Source organism: Mechercharimyces mesophilus, from assembly GCF_059818345.1.
Genome location: NZ_JCBAPH010000001.1, coordinates 1,364,044 through 1,383,184 on the forward strand (window position 1 = coordinate 1,364,044; position 19,141 = coordinate 1,383,184).

The 19,141-nt window shown below is 47.5% G+C and carries 20 protein-coding genes; 3 read left to right on the forward strand and 17 right to left on the reverse strand.

Translation table 11 applies throughout. From position 1 onward, the window contains the following. Positions 1 to 154 precede the first annotated feature (154 nt). Entirely contained in the window at positions 155 to 910 is a 756-nt protein-coding gene (locus AC6RGY_RS06705) for a matrixin family metalloprotease (RefSeq protein ID WP_499860926.1), read from the forward strand. Between the two features lie 443 nt (positions 911 to 1,353). Continuing rightward, positions 1,354 to 2,109, forward strand: coding sequence for a matrixin family metalloprotease (locus AC6RGY_RS06710; RefSeq protein WP_499860929.1), 756 nt, complete (start codon positions 1,354 to 1,356; stop codon positions 2,107 to 2,109). Positions 2,110 to 2,268: 159 nt separating this feature from the next. On the opposite strand, the gene rnc is transcribed toward AC6RGY_RS06710, so the two are convergent. The 12 genes from rnc to AC6RGY_RS06770 all read right to left on the reverse strand — a co-directional run bounded on the left by rnc (position 2,269) and on the right by AC6RGY_RS06770 (position 11,919). After that, positions 2,269 to 2,955, reverse strand: a complete 687-nt coding sequence (gene rnc / locus AC6RGY_RS06715; protein ID WP_499860931.1) for a ribonuclease III — start codon at positions 2,953 to 2,955, stop codon at positions 2,269 to 2,271. Between the two features lie 20 nt (positions 2,956 to 2,975). Beyond that, on the reverse strand, positions 2,976 to 4,220 hold the full coding sequence (gene fabF / locus AC6RGY_RS06720) for a beta-ketoacyl-ACP synthase II (RefSeq protein ID WP_499861478.1): 1,245 nt from the start codon (positions 4,218 to 4,220) through the stop codon (positions 2,976 to 2,978). 82 nt (positions 4,221 to 4,302) lie between these two features. Next, positions 4,303 to 4,539 carry an acyl carrier protein gene (locus AC6RGY_RS06725; RefSeq protein ID WP_499860933.1) on the reverse strand — a complete coding sequence of 79 codons (237 nt, stop codon included), beginning with the start codon at positions 4,537 to 4,539 and terminating at the stop codon, positions 4,303 to 4,305. Positions 4,540 to 4,646: 107 nt separating this feature from the next. After that, the gene (fabG, locus tag AC6RGY_RS06730; RefSeq protein ID WP_499860935.1) at positions 4,647 to 5,390 is read right to left on the reverse strand and encodes a 3-oxoacyl-[acyl-carrier-protein] reductase; all 744 of its coding nucleotides are present in this window, start codon (positions 5,388 to 5,390) and stop codon (positions 4,647 to 4,649) included. A 23-nt stretch (positions 5,391 to 5,413) separates the two neighbouring features. Continuing rightward, complete coding sequence (fabD, locus tag AC6RGY_RS06735) at positions 5,414 to 6,361, reverse strand: ACP S-malonyltransferase (protein WP_499860939.1); 948 nt, start codon at positions 6,359 to 6,361, stop codon at positions 5,414 to 5,416. Positions 6,362 to 6,375: 14 nt separating this feature from the next. Further along, complete coding sequence (locus AC6RGY_RS06740; RefSeq protein ID WP_499860943.1) at positions 6,376 to 7,362, reverse strand: beta-ketoacyl-ACP synthase III; 987 nt, start codon at positions 7,360 to 7,362, stop codon at positions 6,376 to 6,378. Positions 7,363 to 7,379: 17 nt separating this feature from the next. Then, entirely contained in the window at positions 7,380 to 8,369 is a 990-nt protein-coding gene (plsX, locus tag AC6RGY_RS06745) for a phosphate acyltransferase PlsX (protein WP_499860948.1), read from the reverse strand. After that, on the reverse strand, positions 8,366 to 8,953 hold the full coding sequence (gene fapR, locus AC6RGY_RS06750) for a transcription factor FapR (protein WP_499860952.1): 588 nt from the start codon (positions 8,951 to 8,953) through the stop codon (positions 8,366 to 8,368). The genes plsX and fapR overlap by 4 nt, the downstream gene beginning before the upstream one ends. Before the next feature lie 136 nt (positions 8,954 to 9,089). Then, positions 9,090 to 9,266: a 50S ribosomal protein L32 gene (rpmF, locus tag AC6RGY_RS06755; RefSeq protein WP_499860957.1), complete on the reverse strand. Its 177-nt coding sequence runs from the start codon at positions 9,264 to 9,266 to the stop codon at positions 9,090 to 9,092. Positions 9,267 to 9,469: 203 nt separating this feature from the next. Continuing rightward, positions 9,470 to 9,988 carry a YceD family protein gene (locus tag AC6RGY_RS06760; RefSeq protein WP_499860962.1) on the reverse strand — a complete coding sequence of 173 codons (519 nt, stop codon included), beginning with the start codon at positions 9,986 to 9,988 and terminating at the stop codon, positions 9,470 to 9,472. Positions 9,989 to 10,016: 28 nt separating this feature from the next. Continuing rightward, complete coding sequence (locus AC6RGY_RS06765; RefSeq protein WP_499860967.1) at positions 10,017 to 11,084, reverse strand: SepM family pheromone-processing serine protease; 1,068 nt, start codon at positions 11,082 to 11,084, stop codon at positions 10,017 to 10,019. After that, positions 11,056 to 11,919 carry a patatin-like phospholipase family protein gene (locus tag AC6RGY_RS06770; protein WP_499860970.1) on the reverse strand — a complete coding sequence of 288 codons (864 nt, stop codon included), beginning with the start codon at positions 11,917 to 11,919 and terminating at the stop codon, positions 11,056 to 11,058. Before AC6RGY_RS06770 ends, AC6RGY_RS06765 begins: the two co-directional genes overlap by 29 nt. 37 nt (positions 11,920 to 11,956) lie before the next feature. Here AC6RGY_RS06770 and spoVV point away from each other — a divergent pair, with 37 nt between their 5' ends. Next, the gene (gene spoVV, locus AC6RGY_RS06775) at positions 11,957 to 13,216 is read left to right on the forward strand and encodes a dipicolinic acid transporter SpoVV (protein ID WP_499860973.1); all 1,260 of its coding nucleotides are present in this window, start codon (positions 11,957 to 11,959) and stop codon (positions 13,214 to 13,216) included. A 74-nt stretch (positions 13,217 to 13,290) separates the two neighbouring features. Here spoVV and coaD read toward each other — a convergent pair whose 3' ends face one another. From coaD to sdaAA, 5 genes are all read right to left on the reverse strand, one after another. After that, positions 13,291 to 13,779 (reverse strand): pantetheine-phosphate adenylyltransferase, encoded by a 489-nt coding sequence (gene coaD / locus AC6RGY_RS06780; RefSeq protein ID WP_499860976.1) that lies wholly within the window; start codon positions 13,777 to 13,779, stop codon positions 13,291 to 13,293. Then, entirely contained in the window at positions 13,776 to 14,345 is a 570-nt protein-coding gene (gene rsmD, locus AC6RGY_RS06785; protein ID WP_499860978.1) for a 16S rRNA (guanine(966)-N(2))-methyltransferase RsmD, read from the reverse strand. Before rsmD ends, coaD begins: the two co-directional genes overlap by 4 nt. 326 nt (positions 14,346 to 14,671) lie before the next feature. Further along, a complete protein-coding gene (locus tag AC6RGY_RS06790) occupies positions 14,672 to 14,992 on the reverse strand; it encodes a hypothetical protein (RefSeq protein ID WP_499860980.1) in 321 nt (106 codons plus the stop codon). A gap of 1,187 nt (positions 14,993 to 16,179) precedes the next feature. Next, complete coding sequence (gene recG / locus AC6RGY_RS06795) at positions 16,180 to 18,225, reverse strand: ATP-dependent DNA helicase RecG (RefSeq protein ID WP_499860982.1); 2,046 nt, start codon at positions 18,223 to 18,225, stop codon at positions 16,180 to 16,182. After that, entirely contained in the window at positions 18,215 to 19,126 is a 912-nt protein-coding gene (sdaAA, locus tag AC6RGY_RS06800; protein WP_499860985.1) for an L-serine ammonia-lyase, iron-sulfur-dependent, subunit alpha, read from the reverse strand. Before sdaAA ends, recG begins: the two co-directional genes overlap by 11 nt. Between the last annotated feature and the right edge of the window lie 15 nt (positions 19,127 to 19,141).

Below are 19,141 nucleotides of genomic sequence, written 5' to 3' on the forward strand. Positions count from 1 at the left end.
CGATTTAAAAAGTAAAGTCACATGTGTCACAAATTTTCTTATTATGTGATTCGAAAAAATTTTATTCTATATGTTATACTTATGACATATTTCTGTAATATTAGTCAAATATGATTACTACGCAAGCAACATTACATAAAAAGGGGATGTTTCTATGGTAGGGCCCACATTTGATGGAACCATAATAGGTAAATTACCGATTGGAATAACCGTTTCTCCGCTATCTGCATTCTTTAAAGATGAATATCAAAAAAGAAACTATAGCTTTGACTACAACAAAATGGATGATTTACTCAAAAATATTACAAAAGAAGCGGTAGAGAATTGGAACAAGAAGCTAGGTGTGAAGGTATTTGAAACACGGGTTCCTGTACCTCAAAATACTAGAGGTGCCTATGACTGCGTCCTAGGTGAAAACAACATCGTAGTATACCCCTATATAAATCCAGATTTCCCACTTGATGTAGGAGGAACAACTCGGTGGTTTACAAACAAATATCAAGATCTGTACACTCCCGGTCCATCCCGTTTCTCTCCAACCCCACTCAAATCCCCTTTTCCAATTAACAATGGGGTAGTAAGAATCAATTTTTATTCTCTAAACAAAAAATTCTCCGAAATGCTTGCTCAACATTCAATAAATAGTGCGAAGTTAATCCCAAACACTACAGTTGATGTAGCAGGAATCAAAAAAAATATAGGTAAAGATGACTTCATCATCAATGATTTGAGCTATCTCTATGCTGTTACCCATGAATTGGGGCATGTATTGGGCTTGGATCATACCGATGACACACACTCCCTCATGTACAAAGGATTCAATCATCTCGTGCACAAACCGTTTTCGGAAAAGAAAGTTGAATTAAGTAATCTCGATATTGACCATGTAAAAGAATTGTATCAACTATAAAAATGGATCACTCGAACTTGTTATCCTATACATAGGAAGAAGGTTCAGTAGCCAGCACGTCAAAATGAAGAATTGGCATCAACCCCTCTCACTGTGTGATGAGGGGTTGATGCGTCACTAAGGTCTGTCAACAACACCGTTGTAGCGTTTTTTTATTCGGTGCAAGTAAACAACGGTAACCATTACAACGGTGCTTGATCCGAAATTCAGCGGGTCTCATGATGGGCAACACTTCTTGATGTGTTCATCTTGAAAGTCTTTGTCTCCCCTGTGATGAGAATGTCAGGCTTCTTCGGGAATAGCCCAATTCCGCATTTCTTTATAGGGATAAGTCAATGAAGGAAATTTTATTCTTTTGATATATTTCTGACTCATTTATGACACACTCATTGTATATTATTAACTTGTAAGCAAAATCACAAGAAATAAAGGAGATGGTTTCTATGACAGGACCAACATTTGACGGAACAAAAGTAGGCAAATTCCCAATTGGAATCACCATTGCATCGTTCTCTGCTACCTTAAAATCGATTTACAAAGCTGGCAACTTCAAAATTAATTATAGTGACCTTGAAAGCACACTTGAAAGTATCACAAAAGAAGCTGTCGCGCATTGGAATACAAAACTTGGTGTAAAAGCATTTGAAATAAGGGCTCCTATACCGCAAAATAATAGAGGCGCCTATGACTGTGCTATTGGTGATAACAATATCGTGGTCTACCCCTTAATCTTTCCAAAAGAGCCTCTCTTGATGGGTGATACTCGTAAGTGGTTTAAAAATGAACAGCTCGATGTGTATCATCCTGCTCCATCACCACTTTCTCCAACTCCAAGTAAATTCCCCTTTCCCATAAACAACGGAGAAGTAAAAGTCAATTTTTTCGCTCTAGATAAAAAATACTCAGAAATGCTTGTTCAACATGCAGTCAATAGCGTGAGTTCAATCCCACATGCTAAAGTTGATGTAGATGGACTCAAAAAATTTATAGGTAAGGATGATTTTACGATTACAGGGTGGAGCTACCTCTTTACGGTTATCCATGAATTGGGCCATGTCTTGGGATTGGATCATACTGATGACACCAAATCCATCATGTACAAAGGGTTTAATCATCTAATACACAAACCGTATGCGGAAAAGAAAGTCCAATTAAGTAATCTCGATATTGACCATGTAAAAGAATTGTATCAACTATAAAAATGGATCACTCGAACCTTGTTATCCTATACATAGGAAGAAGGTTCAGTAGACCGAGAGCCAAAATGAAGGATTGGCCATCATTCCCCTCTACGCAAAACCACCGGTAGACCAGCAACCGGTGGTTTCTCTATACTTTCCGCAACAGAGCTTCCCCTACTATTGCAACTGCTTCAATGCCATCGCGGCCGCAGATTGTTCCGCTTCCTTCTTTGAACGCCCGGTACCATGACCCATGCGACGATCTTGCAACCAGACTTCCGCGTCGAATTGCCGATCATGGGCAGGACCTTTCACGTCCACGATCCGATACTCGACGATCCCTTGCCCCTTCTGTTGCACCACTTCTTGTAGCATGCTTTTGGCATCCGTTATCTGTACAATCCAGTTCTCATCATCCACATGCGGGAAGACCACTTTCTCTAAAAACTGTTTGGCCGCTTCAATCCCTTTATCGAGAAAGAGCGCTCCGATAAACGCTTCAAAAACATCCGCTAACAGAGCGGGTCGATTGCGCCCACCTGCCATCTCCTCTCCTTTGCCCAAAAAAACAAAATCCCCAAAATGAAGTTCCTTGGCAAAAGAGGCGAGCGAAGGCTCGCAGACAATGCGCGAGCGCAATCGGGTTAATTCTCCTTCACTCATATGGGGAAAACGATGATATAAATGTTCCGAAACAATCAGTTCCAGTACAGCATCTCCAAGATACTCCAGACGCTCATTATCCAGTTGTACTTGCTTCCCCTTGTTTTCATGCACATAGGAAGTATGTGTAAAAGCTTGGGTGTACAGCTCTTGATTATGAAGCGCTTGACTGATTTGTTGTTCTAATCCGGAAAAATCCATCCCCCATCACCCCCAGTCATTTATCCATCCTTATATTCTGTTAGCGCGATCGTCGCATTATGCCCACCAAAACCAAGCGAGTTGGAAAGCGCCGCTCGCACTTGTGCGTGGCGAGCTTCATTTGGAACATAGTCCAAATCGCAAGCAGGATCTGGATTTTCATAGTTAATCGTTGGTGGAATCAACTGATTCTTAATGGTCAAGGCAGTTGCCACCGCCTCCACTCCACCCGCTGCGCCTAACAGATGGCCAATCATCGACTTATTCGAACTAACCGCTAGTTTATATGCATATTCACCAAACGCCGATTTTATCGCTTGGGTTTCAAATTTATCATTTAATTCGGTGGAAGTACCATGAGCATTGATGTAATCCACATCCTCTGGCGCGAGTCCCGCATCCTTGAGTGCCAATGTCATCGCACGCGCGGCTCCTTCTCCTTCCGGTGAAGGGCTCGTCAAATGGTAAGCATCTGCCGTCATGCCATATCCACTTACCTCAGCTAAAATAGTAGCACCACGCTTCTGGGCATGCTCAAGGGATTCAAGGATAAGAATACCCGACCCTTCCCCCATCACGAAACCATCTCTGTCTTGGTCGAAAGGACGGCTCGCTTTTTGAGGATCATCATTTCGTTTGGAGAGTGCATGCATCGCAGCAAAGCCAGCTACCGCTACAGGAGTGACGGTTGCTTCTGTCCCTCCAGCGATCATGATATCTGCCTCGCCTCGCTGAATCATGCGACAAGCATCACCAATGGCATGTGTTCCTGTTGCACAGGCAGAAACAGGAGCACTGTTCGGTCCCTTCGCTCCCGTTAAGATGGAGACCTGTCCAGAAGCGATGTTGGCAATCATCATGGGGATGAAAAAGGGACTGACGCGACGCGGGCCACGCTCTAATAAGGTTTTGTGCTGTTGCTCCAGTGTTCCCAGCCCCCCAATACCAGAGCCAATATAGACACCCACTCGATGAGGATCCAATTCATCCATCGTCACATTCGCATCTTCTAGTGCCATTTGGGATGCGGCCACCGCAAACTGAACAAACCGATCCATGCGGCGTGCCTCTTTCTTTTCCATATAGGAAAGTGGGTCAAACTCCTTCACCTCAGATGCAATCGTGGTTGAATAACCACTAGTATCAAAGTGGGTGATGGGGCCAACTCCTGACTTTCCTTCCGTTAACGACTTCCAAAACTGCGTTGTGTCATTGCCAATGGGAGAGACAACTCCCGTTCCTGTAATAACCACTCGCTGCGTCAAAAGGTGCACCGCCCTTCTCCAAACAAAATAGTGGGGAATGTGGAGAAAGTCCCGCTTTCATCACGGGACTTCTCATGCTTGTTTACTTTACTTTCTCATTGATATATTTCACGATATCGCCTACGGTTTCAATCTTCTCCGCTTCATCATCGGAGATTTCCAAACCAAATTCATCTTCCAACTCAAGCATCAGATCAGTAATATCCAAGGAATCTGCGCCCAAATCATCTTTAACAGATGCTTCCATCGTCACTTCAGACGCATCAACATCCAAGCGATCGACGATGATGCGCTGAATGCGCTCTAATGTTTCTGCCATCGACGTTCACCTCCCCTCCGTCATTATACGAAATCAATATGAAAAATACTAGGAACGAAACCAATTCATGCAATCAAGTCCCCTATTGTTCCATTTCAGCAAAATATTTATGAGGGAACCATGCCGCCATCCACATTCAAGGTCTGCCCTGTGATGTAACTGGCATGATCGGATGCGAGGAATAACACAGCCTGCGCAACATCTTCTGGGGACCCTAAGCGTTTGAGCGGAATTTGTTCCAATAAACCGGAACGAACACTTTCACCCAGTACGGCCGTCATCTCCGTCTCAATAAAACCCGGAGCAATGGCATTCACCGTGATGTTGCGACTAGCAACTTCTTTTGCGGTCGATTTGGTCAGTCCAATCAGGCCCGATTTGGCTGCCACATAGTTGGTTTGTCCAGGATTTCCGATCAGACCCACCACCGAGCTGATATTGATAATGCGTCCAGCTCGTTGTTTGATCATCGGTCTCATCACCGCTTTGGTGAAGAGAAAGGCTCCTTTGAGGTTGGTATCCAATACCTGATCCCATTCCTCTTCTTTTAAGCGTAAGATCAGATTGTCACGAGTAATTCCGGCGTTGTTAACCAGAATATCCACTTGACCGAAAGTGTCCAGCACTTGCTTGATCGCATGATTCACTTCATTCGGCTCTGCCACATTCGCTTGAATCAGCATCCCTTGTCGCCCTACTGCTTTCAGGTCGGTTATCGTCTTTTCCGCCGCTTCATGGTTGCCTGCGTAGACCACAGCCACATCCGCACCCGCCCGTGCCAACGTGAGTGCGATCGCGCGACCAATGCCACGGGAGCCTCCCGTAACAATGGCTTTCTTCCCCTCTAGCATCCGATCTACCTCCTCTTAGTGGATTAGTGGATGGAACCCACGGTTTCTCGTGCCTCCAAAAGCGACTGGGGGTCCTGGATAGAGAGGGTCTTGACCCGCCGATCCACCTTACGGACCAACCCGGATAGTACTTTCCCCGGCCCCATCTCAACAAATGTATCCACGCCTTGCCCCATCATCCAACGAATGGATTCCTCCCACCGAACAGGTGATGCCACTTGTTCGACCAGGGAAACCCTTACTTCTTCGGCAGAAGTCGTCGGCTTCGCATTCACATTGCTTACCACAGGAATCGGTGGGGCAAAGAGGGAAACAGCCTCTAATTGCAATGACAGGCGCTCCGCCGCCGGTTGCATCAGACGAGAGTGAAAGGGACCGCTCACTTCTAATGGCAGGACGCGACGCGCTCCTTCTTCTTTCGCTAGCTTACCCGCTTCCTCCACTGCCTCCCGATGACCGGAAAGCACAATTTGGTCAGGGGCATTAAAGTTGGCTGGTTCCACGACGAAATCGGCCCGTGACACACGCTGGCAAATCTCCTCGATTACGGAACGTTCCATTCCAATCACCGCAGCCATCGCTCCCAAACCTTCAGGAACGGCTTCTTCCATGTACAAACCACGGTGATAAACCGTTCTGATGGCGTCAGTAAAGGAAAGTGCTCCACTAGCCACCAAGGCTGTATATTCACCCAAGCTATGACCTGCCATCACCATCGGAGCCATGCCACTTTCCTTCCACTCGCTGTAGAGGGCATAGCTCGCCGTAAGAATAGCCGGTTGCGCGTGATACGTCAAAGTTAGCTCCTCTTGCGGACCTTCAAACATCAATTTCGACAGGGAAAATCCTAGTGCGTCATCCGCCTGTTGAAAAATCTCTCTGGCACGCAGACTGCTTTCGGCAAGTTCCTTCCCCATTCCTACTTTTTGCGCCCCTTGTCCAGGGAAGAGAAAGGCTATTCGCTTACTCATCGGTTTCTACCTCCCTATTCCATCGTCCATTCCAACACACAAGCTCCCCACGTTAATCCACCACCAAAACCGACCAGCACCATCTGATCTCCTTTTTGCACTCTCCCCGCACGAACAGCTTCATCCAAGGCAACAGGGATGGAAGCAGAAGACATATTACCATAGCGATCGAGGTTAATAATAAACTTCTCACGTGGAAGCTCTAGCCGTTTGGCCGCTGACTCAATAATGCGGATGTTGGCTTGATGGGGTACGAGAAAGTTGAGATCGTCCCGCGAAAGACCTGCCTTGGCCAATACAGCGTCCGTAGCATTTGCCATCACACGCACGGCAAACTTAAACACTTCTCGCCCCGACATGTGAATCGTGTGCAATTGCTGATCCAACGTTTGTTGTGAAGTCGGTAAGCGAGAGCCTCCTGCAGGTAACTTCAGATGATCGCCACCGGAACCATCGCCTCCCAATTCAAACGAGCGAAATCCACCTTCCTCGACAGGTCCCAGAACGGCCGCTCCAGCACCATCACCAAACAAGACACACGTATTACGGTCTTCCCAATTGGTCAGTTTAGAGAGACATTCCACACCGATAACCAAGGCATAGCGGTAGATACCACTCGCAATAAATTGTGAAGCTGACGCCAGTCCATAAAGAAACCCCGTGCAAGCTGCAGATAAATCGAAAGTAGCAGCTTGCGGAATCCCTAGTCGATCTTGCACTAGGCAAGCCGTCGCAGGAAACATCATATCCGGAGTAACCGTCGCCACAATCACCAAATCGATCTTTTCTGCCTCAATTCCGGCCGCCGCAATCGCTTTTTCTGCCGCACGTACCGCCAAATCAGAGGAAGCTTCCTCGCTACTGCAAACCCGTCGCTCGCGAATTCCTGTTCGACTAACAATCCACTCATCACTCGTATCTACTATTTTCTCCAAATCGGCATTGGTTAGAACCTTCTCTGGAAGGTGGGAGCCGGTTCCGATGATACTGACTGATCTCATCTCATATAACCCCTCTCTTACGTACCCAGCACATCCGCCATTTGCTTCGTTACATTTCCCTCGACCATTTGTCGGGTTCGTCGAATGGCAATTTCGATTTCATGGGCATCCGAGGAGCCATGGGATTTGACTACCACGCCCTTTAGTCCCATCAACATGGCTCCATTGTACTCTCTATAATCCATTTCCTTCAGAAATTCCTTTAACCCTTTTTTCAACATGAGGGCGGCTAATTTGGTTAGCGGTGTACGTGTAAAGGTTTCTTTGATTCCACCCAATAGGACGGAGCCCATTCCTTCCGCACTTTTAAGCAAGATATTCCCGCTAAATCCATCACACACAACCACATCACATGGGCCTTTCAATACATCACGCGCCTCGACGTTCCCTACGAAATGAATCTTTTCCTCTTGTTCAAGCAATTGATAGGTTTGCTTGGTCAATTCATTTCCCTTACCGGTCTCCGATCCAATATTGAGTAGCCCGATCCGAGGACGCTTGATTCCGCGTGTTTTCTCCATGTAGATACTGCCCATCAGGGCATACTGATGTAAGTGTTGGGGACGGGCATCCACATTGGCCCCGACATCCAGTACCAAGGTGCCCCTTCCATCCACTGTCGGGAACATAGGAGCTAAAGCCGGACGATCGATTCCTTTCAGGCGACCGGTATAAAAGAGTCCTGCTGCCATCAGCGCACCTGTATTACCAGCGCTGATAAAGGCATCCACCTCTCCTGCACGTACTTTCTTACAACCGATCACCATGGAAGAGTCCTTCTTTCTACGTACAGAACGCACCGGCTCATCCGTTGCCTCAATCGTCTCAGTTGCCTCCGCCCACTCCACATTGGGAAGAGGTTCCTTCTTGACCAACGGAGCTACATTCTCTTCTGTTCCTATCAAGATAAAAGTCGTATCCGGCCACCTACGGGCCGCGGCTAGTGTCGCTTTCACTACTTCTAGTGGAGCATGGTCGCCTCCCATCGCATCCAATGCAATCCTCACTCTTTTCCTCTCCCTTTTTCCCATGCTTCCCGATCATCCGATTGATAGAGATCAAATACTCCTTGGAAAACGGTTTCATCTTCAACCACCGTTATCACATCTACTTGCGTACGAGTCGCGGTCTCTTTCACCACATGCGCACGCGCAATGCACTTCTCTCCCAAACGTACCGGGCGTACGAAGGAGATCCCAGCAGTCGCCGTCAGCGCCACATCTGCGTCCATGATCGCAACAGCCAGGGAATTTGCCTGAGCAAATAAATGGTGCCCACGTGCAATATGAGTGCGTGAGAAAACATGCTCGCGCTTCACTTCAAACAGTGAGGTGCCTCGCACATCTAGCTCGATCTCTACCATCTCACCGATCACTTCTTCGGGATCCAAGGAACGAACCTCTTCTAGTGATTCTTCTGCCACCTGCTTAATCCGTTCTCTCAATTCTGGGATCTTTAATTCTAGCCGATCCAAGCGGATCGTTTGAATGCTGACTTGAAACGAACGAGCCAATTCCTCATCCGTTAGAAACGGATTTGAGGTGAGCCGCGTAACGAGACGCTGTTGGCGTTCCTTTTTCGACGGTCGCACGGCGGCATCTACCCCCTTTTTCACTTGCTCTCTTTAGTATTATGACCACCTATTAATACCTAGTCTTAAAATGAGTATAACGGAGCTGAATCAAAAAAACAAGAACCGAAATTTGCTTCGGCTCTTGTTTTTTTGATTAGTCGTTATTTACAACTTCTTGACCCTTGTAATATCCGCATTCCTTGCAGACACGGTGGGCCAGCTTCATCGCATCACATTGTGGGCAACGAACCATACCTGGTACGGAGAGCTTGTAGTGAGTACGACGCTTGTTTTTCCGTGTTTTCGATGTACGTCTAAATGGTACTGCCATGTTTTCACCCCCTCTAATATATACAATCGCTTCTGTCAAAGACACAGTGCTTCTATTCTACCATATAATCATGTAAGCACATAGGCTTTGCCGAAAATAAGGGGCATGACAGGGGCATAAAGACTTCTTATACCCCTTCTAATAGAAGCGAAAATGGCAATTTCCGTCTTCTGCTCGTATACAGGAGACGTTTCTTGCCTTATTTACTCGTTGTCCTTTTTGAGAAGGAGTTCAAGATCCCTTAGGCGCGGGTCGATACGTTCCGTATTACATTGACAAGGATGCTCATTCCGATTCGTTCCACACTCCGGACATAAGCCTTGGCAATCGGCTTCACATATCGGAGCCAACGGCAAACCCAGCACGAATGCTTCACGAATGTAAGGAAGCGTATCGATGGCATCCCCTGCGATATAATGAATCTCAGGTTCTGCTTCTTCGTCTGCCCGATTCGACCGATCGGTCACAAGTTGCATCCAATCCATCGAAAGAGAGGTGGTGTAGGGTTCCAAACAACGCGAACAGAGAAACTTCGCCTCTGTTTGTTGCTTACCCATCAAGCGAAAGACGTCTCCATCCCGATCGGCTTCCACCTCTACCTCAATCGGCTTCAGTTCTTTTAGCTGTTTCACGTGATGCCAATCTTCCTTGGGTAACGTAATCGTCTCATTCCAAACGCGCGGTTCGGTCATTTGATGAAGCTGTGTTAAGGAAATCCGCAACATGTTCACTCCTTCAAAACAAAAAACATTATAAAATAAGAGCAGGACTTGTGTCAAGGTTTTTAGCTTGTCGCTTTTCAGAGAGCGTTTCTAAAAACTGAATCGCTTCTTCTAATGTGGCAACAGGAATCACTTTCATCTCCAAGTCGTGCTCTTCAATGGATGCTTGTGCGTCTTTCGTATTCACATCGTCGGGTTTTTGATCTTTCGGAACAAAGAAATAGTCCGCACCTGCTCTATCGGCAGCAATCACTTTGTAACGAGCCCCTCCAATTTGACCCACTTCCCCTGTTGAGGATAGCGTACCTGTTCCGGCAATTTTATATCCCTGGGACAAATCACCCTCAGTTAATAAGTCAACCATGGTTAAGGCGAACAACAGCCCCGCAGAAGGACCACCAATTTCATCTACCTGAATCTTCACTTGCGGATGGGTTTCAAGGGTGCGCTCGGTCGCCGGAACGATTCCTAAACCTACACGCTCACCGACAGTCCCTTCCAAAGATTGCAGGTGAATTTCTTTCACTTGTTTCTTTTCTGCTCGCACAAATGTCACCTGAACCTGATCTCCCGCTTTTTTCCCCTCCAATTGCGCAACAAGTTCTTCCGTCGTGGCCATTTCTGCTCCATCCAATTGGGTGATGATATCCCCCGTTTCCAGTATGCCATTCGCTCCCATGCCGGGTAAGACACGCAACACTTTGACCCCTTCATTGGTTACCGTAACATTGGCGTTGGCATACTGATAAGCAGCAATAATCGCATCTTCCTGTGATGACTCCATCATTTCTTGTTGCCTTATTTGATACTCTTTCGGATCTTCTCCTCCCATCAACACTTCCTCTTCAGGGAGAAGTTCCACTTCTTCACTTAGATTACCATAAAGATACCAAAAGACATTGCCTTGCACCAAGGAGATCGTCGTAAGGTAAAAGTGTCCGCTCGTCTCCTCTGACTCGCTAACCTCCACCATCGGTCCCACTTCTTGAGCCGAGCCGGGTTGCATTAAATAATAGGGAACCGGCACCAACAGAAATAGACTTAGGAAGAAAACCATGAGTATGCTCTTATATGGAATCCTTCTCGTCCATTTCATTAGGCGAACCCCCTTCCCAGTCCTGTATTAGTGTGCGAATGCGATCCACTTGCAATTTCGCTGCTTCTTCGCCACGCTCGATACAAGCCTGCGCCTGTTGAAAAGCACTGGCACTAATCCCATCCGTATCGGGATGAATTAAGATATCTGCATCCAGGATGTGGCTACTTAATATTTCACGTTCCATTAAGCTTATCGTTTCCAAAATCACATCAAAGATCGATTCAATCTGGGGAGAGGGGGCTCGTGGGTTCACATCCACCGCAATGACGATGTCTGCTCCCATTTCACGAACCACAGAAATCGGCACACGGTCGATCACCCCACCATCTACCAATACCTGATCTCCTAGAATGAGCGGTTCAAAAATACCTGGAATAGCGACGCTGGCTCGTACCGCTTCGTCAATGGCCCCTTCGCGAAAAACCACTCGCTTCCCGTGTGCTAAATCAGTCGCCACCACAGCCATGGGAATATCCAGTTCTTCCATCTTCTTTTGCTTCGTCAGTAACCGAGCCAACTCCCGTACCTTATCTCCCTTGAGAAAACCTTTACGGGGGATAGAGAAATCAAGCCAACTCTTACGTTTTAGATAAACAGCCAAGTGCTCGGCCATATCAAGCGGAAAACCACTTGCATACACACAGCCAACAAAGCTTCCCATACTACTTCCTGCCATGTAATCGATCGGGATACCTGCTTGTTGAAAAACTTTGAGCACCCCGATATGCGCCAATCCTCTTGCTCCTCCAGCTCCTAAAGCTAGCCCTACTTTTGGTCGACCCACTTCTTTCTCTCCTTTGTGCGGTCTAATTTGGACAAAGCATGCGTACATATGACAGCAAGATCAGCTAAGCAGGAGGGCTCTTTCCATGCGCCAATCAACTTCACTATCTTCCGCTCGTTTACAAACGGCAGGATTTGGACTGGCCTCTCTCTTATTCGCCATTTCCCTCATCCTCTTTCCTGAACCCGCTTTCCAATCTTCGTTGAAAGGATTAAAAATATGGTGGGAAGTCGTCTTCCCCGCCCTTCTTCCTTTTTTCGTCGCCGCTGAAATCTTAATGGGATTCGGGGTCGTTCACCTGCTCGGAGTCTTACTGGAACCCTTGATGCGCCCCTTCTTTCGCATTCCAGGCACCGGTGGCTTCGTATTGTCCATGGGACTTGCCTCCGGTTACCCCATCGGAGCCCAACTCACGGCTCGTTTACGCGAACAAAACCTGATCACCCGCTCAGAAGGAGAGCGCCTCGTTTCCTTTGCCAATACAGCAGACCCGCTGTTTATCATCGGGGCTGTGGCCGTCGGTTTTTTTCATGATGTCAAACTAGGGATTATCCTAACCATCATTCATTATCTCGCTAGTTTCCTTCTCGGCTTTCTCATGCGTTTTCATGATCGCAAGGGAGAGGCCACTCCCACCCCGGCCAGGGGAGAGGATTCCTTCCTGCTTCTCCGAGCGTTAAAAGCGATGCACCATGCGCGCCTGCGCGATAATCGGAACGTAGGCAAATTGATGGGCGATGCCGTAACCACATCGATTCAGTCTTTATTGATGATCGGTGGCTTTATTATCTTGTTTTCCGTATTAATTGAGTTAATTCAGCAAAGTGGAATCGCCGCCTTTTTCACACCGCTCATTGCTGCCCTACTTAGTGCCATGCAGTTACCGGAAGTCCTCGCCCCTTCCTTGATTGCGGGTTCCTTTGAAATCACTCTGGGATCACAAATTGCTTCCACGGTCTCCGCGCAAACGCCTCTTCTCTATCAAGCCATGATTGTGAGTGGCATCATCGCTTGGAGCGGGTTGTCCGTTCATGCGCAAGTGGCTAGTATTCTTAGTCGTACTGACATTCGCTATACCCCTTATCTGTTCGCTCGTATGCTTCATGCTTGCCTCGCAGGCGGACTCACCTTTCTTCTGTGGAAGCCTCTCAACCAATGGATAGCGACCACGCCTACCATCCTCCCTGTCTATCTTCCTGTCATGGGCGAGGGTGGGTATCAACCATGGAATTGGTGGCAATTTCTATCGCTGACGCTGTTGTCCCTCTTTCTCGGACTCCTTCTACTTTCTCTTTTCCTTCATGGTATGCGGCGTCTTACCTGGCGGCTTAGGCGTTTTGACTAGAAGCATAACGAAACAATCACAGAGCGCGTAATAAACTCTTTGATCAGCGACTTTCTTCTGCTTCCTGACTCCCATTAATGGGAAGAGCCGAAATACTTTTTCTTTAATTCATCTTCCACGACAGGTGGCACCAACTCGGAAACATCTGCACCATGACGTGCCACTTCTTTTACCATGCGTGAACTAATAAAAGAGTGATTATTATTGGTCATTAAGAACATCGTTTCAATGTCAGGAGCCATTTTTCTGTTGATAGAGGCAATCTGCAACTCATACTCAAAGTCGGAAATGGCTCTTAAGCCTCGTAAAATGACATTGACTTGCCGTTCGCGCATATATTCCACGACCAAACCATCAAAGGAATCCACCTCCACATGAGAAAGGTGCGAAGTGGCTTCTAATATAAGCGATTTTCGTTCCTCTACCGAGAAGAGGGGCTTCTTTTCAGCATTATGAAAAACCGCTATGATGAGTCGATCAAAAACGTGTGCCCCTCTTTCAATCAGGTCGAGGTGGCCATATGTAATTGGATCAAAACTCCCTGAATAAACAGCGACCTTCATCTGGCATTCTCCTTTTCGTCTTGTCCTTGATAGAAGTGAATGGTCGTATCACCATAAGTACGTTGCTCAAAGCGGGTGATCTTTCCTTGAACATCAGGAAGTAAACGCTTCGTAGGCTGTTCTACAACCACCAACCCGTTTGGCGATAGCAACCCATATTGATCGATAATTTCCAGTAAGTCAGGAATAATCTCTTCTGTATAAGGCGGATCGACAAAAACCAAGTCAAAAGGTTTTCCTTCTTGCCCAAGCTTGCGCAACACGATACGAGCATCACCACGAAGCAAGCGCTGATTGGCTTCTCCCACACTTTGTAAGTTCTTTTTCACTACACTTAAACTTTGATTGGAGACATCGACAAAGACGGCTTCCGTTGCCCCACGACTCAGGGCTTCGATCCCTAGTCCACCCGTACCGGCAAACAAATCCAATACCCGCTGTTCCTCAAAATACGGACCGATCATGGAAAAGAGCGACTCTTTCACACGATCCGTCGTGGGACGTACTCGGTTTCCCCGAACAGGTGTCAGGCGTGTCCCTTTCCACTTCCCCGCAATCACACGCATCGGCTCCTCCTCCTTCCTCTATATCTATATCATCCTACCATAAACAAAAAAAGATCCAAACCAACATCCCTCTCGTTGGGTTGAATCCATTGTTTACCTTCTACTATAGGCTATATAACATTTTTATCATAATATGAATAAAAATATCCATAAAGGAGAAAATAGCATTAGACAGCATCCATTGAACGGATGTTGTCGAACCGCGGAGAAGACTTACGTTTCCCCATAAGCTCTTCCTCCGGTTTCTCCTCTCCCATTCAGTATCTGCTTCCTTTCATGCAGGTACATAGACCCGCCAAAGCGAGCGGGTCCTTTTTTATGTTTAATCAGATTGACCGCTTCATCCACATGCCCTGGATCGGCGTAATGACGCGTTCTGCCACCAGCAAATCCACCATTCGGTGACCATATTCCCTACGGTATGGAGAATTCTCTAACTTTTCTAGTTCCTCTGGTGTGAAAAGGCGGTCGCCCATGCTCCGAGCAAACTGAATCAATCCGGGCATGCCCCTTGTCCGTTTTACCTGCTTGGCTTCTTCTATCAACTTCCGCAACATCTCTTCCGTAACGGCTTTCCTTCCCAAAGTTTGATTAATCACCTGTACCAATTCACTATATTGTTGTTGGTGTTGCTGACTGTACCTCATCCTACCCTTCCTCTCCTCTAGCTACTCTCATCAATATATGCAGAGACAGAGGAAAAGGTACCATTCATTCTCCTACGGATCACCACAGCCCGTGCACACACCCCTAGATGAAATCAGATAGCTTGGTAGTATCAAGATCTCTCGAATCGTGGTTGAAGGGTGGCGGAATTTCTTCTTGCTTCTTGATCCACAGCTCAGCGTTTCTCAAGGGGAGACCGCTCATTTACCTTCTAATTATTCTAGATTTAGCTTTCACCTATATTTAAGTGGGTATTTTCGCCATTAATCAAAGCCATCAGTGGGAAAGTAGCATTTAGAGGGGGTGGCTACAAAGGTTGCCTATTCCATATTAAGATCGCACTTCTCCACTCCCTTGGTTCATCCTATACCATGCATGCTTCTCCTTCTTGCTTTCTGTCCACTCCATCGTAATAACACCATTTGGGTGCATTTTCACCTATCCCTCTCCCTTATTTTATTTTCACTTTCATTTCAATACCAATATCCCATTTAACACCTCAGTTTCCACGGCATTTTTGGTGATCAAAATTGAAAATAAGAAGGGAAACAGATCAGACAAGCCAACGTGCACTCTTTCCAGTTCTGACAAGGTTATTTATTCTCTTCCTTACAAAAAACTTATTTTTTTACTGAATGATTGGCATTTTCTCAATAAAATCTCTCCCCTTCTATTTACACGTCCATTTATATTTGGTATATTAAGGGTAGGCCATACCCTTCTTTATTCCCTCTCTGTACTAACTGCCCCTTCATCTATATTCACTCTATTCCGTCTACTTATCGATTGGCCCCACTCCTATCAAGACTTCTCACACCCATTTTCTTCGACCAGCCTGTCAGCACGCTCTTCCAAGTGGACATCCATGGATGACGAACGTGACCTGACTACAACTCGACGTCGTCAGCATCTAGTGAAAGGGGGGGACGAGCGTGGAGAAATGGATACTCCTCTTCTCAACGGTAGTAAGGCTGGTCGAAACGTTATCACAACTCTTTCACAAATACGGTAGGCGTGTCAAACGTCAAGGCAGAAAAAAAGCCCCCTTCTAAGGAGGGCCCATTCGCCACAAACCTAGAGGAGGCTCCTCTAGGTTTTTTCCGTCACATCACCTATGCTATGCCAATCAAAGGAAATTAAAAACTTGTCCTCACAAATTTCGACTCGTCTAGTCAATATTTTTCTGGTTTTGTTGTTCTTTCTGCAACCAAGCTTGTAGAGAATGTACGTCCTGTCTTTCCCAAAACCCTTCCTGCAATAACAAGGAGGCGTCCTGACGAGCGGTTTCCAGTATGTGAACATCCTCGGCCAGATCAGCAACGCGAAAGTCAGGTAAGCCACTTTGCTTGAAGCCAAAAAAGTCACCCGGTCCGCGCAATGCCAGATCACGGCGAGCAATCTCAAAGCCGTCCGTCGTCTCTGTCATGACGCGCATGCGTTCGACACCATTTTCGGAAGTCGGGCTTGCCACCAAAATACAGGTCGCTTCGGCACTTCCTCGGCCCACCCGTCCACGTAATTGGTGCAATTGCGCCAAACCAAAACGATGCGCATCATAGATCGCCATCACGGTGGCATTAGGCACATTGACCCCCACTTCTACTACTGTGGTAGAAACTAGGATTTGCACCTTATTCTCAGCAAAAGCGCGCATCACTTCTTCTTTCTCTTCTGTTGGCATTTTACCATGTAAGAGACCGACACGGTGGTGCGGAAGGGCCGTTGTCAATTGTTCAAAAATCTCATGAGCATTGGCAAGATCCACCTTCTCTGACTCTTCTATCAAAGGACAGATCACGTATGCCTGATGCTGGGCACGAGCCGCTTGATCAATATAACCCATGACCTTCTCCCATGCCTCCGGCTTCACCCAATGCGTTTCCACCGGTTTTCTTCCTTGCGGCATTTCATCGATGGTGGAAACATCCATATCGCCAAAAGCCGAAATGGCCAATGTCCGTGGAATGGGCGTAGCAGTCATAGATAGCACATCCGGTTCCTTTCCCTTCGCCCGTAAGGTAGCCCGCTGTTTCACCCCAAAGCGGTGTTGTTCATCCGTGATGACCAGCCCCAAGTTGGCATATGCTACCCCTTCTTGGATGAGAGCATGTGTCCCCACTACAATATCGGCAAGTCCTTGCTCTACTCTCTCCAAAGCCTCTCGCTTCTCGCGAGCCGTCATTCGTCCAGTCAAGGAGACCATGCTGAGCCCTAGCGGTGTCAGCATCTGCGTCAACGAGTCGTGATGTTGTTCCGCCAAAATCTCAGTGGGAACCATCATCGCTCCTTGATAACCACTTATATAGTTGGCATACAAAGCAATGGCCGCCACCACGGTCTTACCGGAGCCCACATCTCCTTGAACCAAGCGATTCATGGCACCGGCCACCTTCATATCAGAAAGAATCTCGCTCACCACGCGCTCTTGCGCTCCTGTAAGAGGAAAGGGTAGTTGCTCTTGAAAGTTCATCACCTGTTCTTCGGAGAAGTGGTGCTCTATTCCTTGCGTGCGTGCTCGCTTTTCTTCTCTCCAAGCAAGTAACTTCAATTGATAGAGAAAGAGCTCCTCATAAACCATCCGTCGCCGGCTCAGAGCGCCCACGTGGCGATCTTTGGGGAAGTGTAAGCGATACATCGCCTCCGCTCTCCCCAACAAGTGATAACGCTCCACCAACTCTACCGGCAGAATTTCTTCTACTTGGCGACCATATTGGACAAACGCCTGCTGAATCCATTTGCGCAGGGCATGATTTTTGATCGAGCCCGCAACCGAATACACCGGTTCCAATTGACCTTGGACACGTTTTTGTTCTGCTGGAGATAAAAACGTGCGTTCGACGGTCAACTGCAACCGGTGCCGATCCCATTTCCCCACGAGGACCACCATCATCCCCGCTTGGATCTTATTCTTAAGATAAGGTTGATTAAACCAGACAAGAGAGAGCAAAGCCCCTTCTACTTCCAATTTTGCGCTCAACCGTGATTTCTTTTTACCAAACCAGGCTAAGCTGATGGGTCCCACCACTTTCCCTGCCAAGGTGGCACGTTGTTCATGCTCCAACTCATGTAAGGGTTGTACGCGATAATCTTCGTACCGGTAAGGAAAGTACAGCATGAGGTCCATTACCGAATGAATCCCCATGTGAGCTAAGTCCTGGGCCCTTGCTTCGCCCACTCCTGACAAGCTGGTTATGGGAATCGTATCAAGTTTCATCTGTTCGCCTGCTACAGGGAGTTTGCTTTTGAAATATTTCTCTTTCCAGTGCACGAGCCGTAGGCGTGTCTGCTAAGCCACCCAGGGCAGTTTCGCGCAGAGAAACCGGCATATCGCGTCCAACGCGGTACATCGCTTCCACCACTTCGTCAGGCGGGATCACGCTCTCCACACCAGCAAGAGCCATATCGGCCGCTACCATGGCAATAGCAGATCCCATGGCATTCCGTTTCACACAAGGAGCTTCTACCAAGCCAGCTACCGGATCGCATACTAAGCCCAGCATATTCTTTAAGGCAATCGCCAATGCCTGTGCGGATTGTGAGGGTGTTCCTCCTGCCATTTCCACGACGGCCGCAGCAGCCATCGCTGTTGCTGAGCCCACTTCCGCTTGGCAACCGCCAGCGGCACCTGAGATAAAGGCATTATTGGCAATGCAGTATCCCATCGCTCCCGCGACAAACAAGGCACGCACCTTCGTCTCTTGCTTCGCTTGCAAGCGTTCCCCGGCCGATGAGACGGTTCCAGGCAATATGCCACATGCGCCTGCAGTTGGGGTAGCCACAATCGTCCCCATCGCCGCATTTACTTCAGAGACAGCGGTCGCTCTTGCCACCGCTTCTAATACGTTGGACCCAGAGAGTAACACATCAGCGGTTTGCCGATACGTTTCTATCTTTCGTGCGTCTCCTCCTGTAAGACCGCTATGGGAACGGATATCTTCGGATATCCCCCGCTCTACGGCTTCTTCCATCACTTCCCAGTTGCGCTCCATCTCCGCATATACTTCTTCTCTCGTCTTCTCAGATGAGGCCATCTCTGCCTGAATCATCACCTCAGAAATGGCGATGCCTTCTGATTCTGCTAATTCCACTAATTCTGCGATCGTGCGAAATTGCAATGGAAACGCTCCTTT

Excerpts from the sequence above, each read along its gene's own strand:
- AC6RGY_RS06705 (WP_499860926.1), top strand. The coding sequence starts at position 155 with ATGGTAGGGCCCACATTTGATGGAACCATAATAGGTAAATTACCGATT.
- AC6RGY_RS06710 (WP_499860929.1), top strand. The coding sequence starts at position 1,354 with ATGACAGGACCAACATTTGACGGAACAAAAGTAGGCAAATTCCCAATT.
- rnc (WP_499860931.1), bottom strand. The coding sequence starts at position 2,955 with ATGGATTTTTCCGGATTAGAACAACAAATCAGTCAAGCGCTTCATAAT.
- AC6RGY_RS06725 (WP_499860933.1), bottom strand. The coding sequence starts at position 4,539 with ATGGCAGAAACATTAGAGCGCATTCAGCGCATCATCGTCGATCGCTTG.
- fabG (WP_499860935.1), bottom strand. The coding sequence starts at position 5,390 with ATGCTAGAGGGGAAGAAAGCCATTGTTACGGGAGGCTCCCGTGGCATT.
- fabD (WP_499860939.1), bottom strand. The coding sequence starts at position 6,361 with ATGAGTAAGCGAATAGCCTTTCTCTTCCCTGGACAAGGGGCGCAAAAA.
- AC6RGY_RS06740 (WP_499860943.1), bottom strand. The coding sequence starts at position 7,362 with ATGAGATCAGTCAGTATCATCGGAACCGGCTCCCACCTTCCAGAGAAG.
- rpmF (WP_499860957.1), bottom strand. The coding sequence starts at position 9,266 with ATGGCAGTACCATTTAGACGTACATCGAAAACACGGAAAAACAAGCGT.
- AC6RGY_RS06765 (WP_499860967.1), bottom strand. The coding sequence starts at position 11,084 with ATGAAATGGACGAGAAGGATTCCATATAAGAGCATACTCATGGTTTTC.
- AC6RGY_RS06770 (WP_499860970.1), bottom strand. The coding sequence starts at position 11,919 with ATGTACGCATGCTTTGTCCAAATTAGACCGCACAAAGGAGAGAAAGAA.
- spoVV (WP_499860973.1), top strand. The coding sequence starts at position 11,957 with ATGCGCCAATCAACTTCACTATCTTCCGCTCGTTTACAAACGGCAGGA.
- coaD (WP_499860976.1), bottom strand. The coding sequence starts at position 13,779 with ATGAAGGTCGCTGTTTATTCAGGGAGTTTTGATCCAATTACATATGGC.
- rsmD (WP_499860978.1), bottom strand. The coding sequence starts at position 14,345 with ATGCGTGTGATTGCGGGGAAGTGGAAAGGGACACGCCTGACACCTGTT.
- AC6RGY_RS06790 (WP_499860980.1), bottom strand. The coding sequence starts at position 14,992 with ATGAGGTACAGTCAGCAACACCAACAACAATATAGTGAATTGGTACAG.
- recG (WP_499860982.1), bottom strand. The coding sequence starts at position 18,225 with ATGAAACTTGATACGATTCCCATAACCAGCTTGTCAGGAGTGGGCGAA.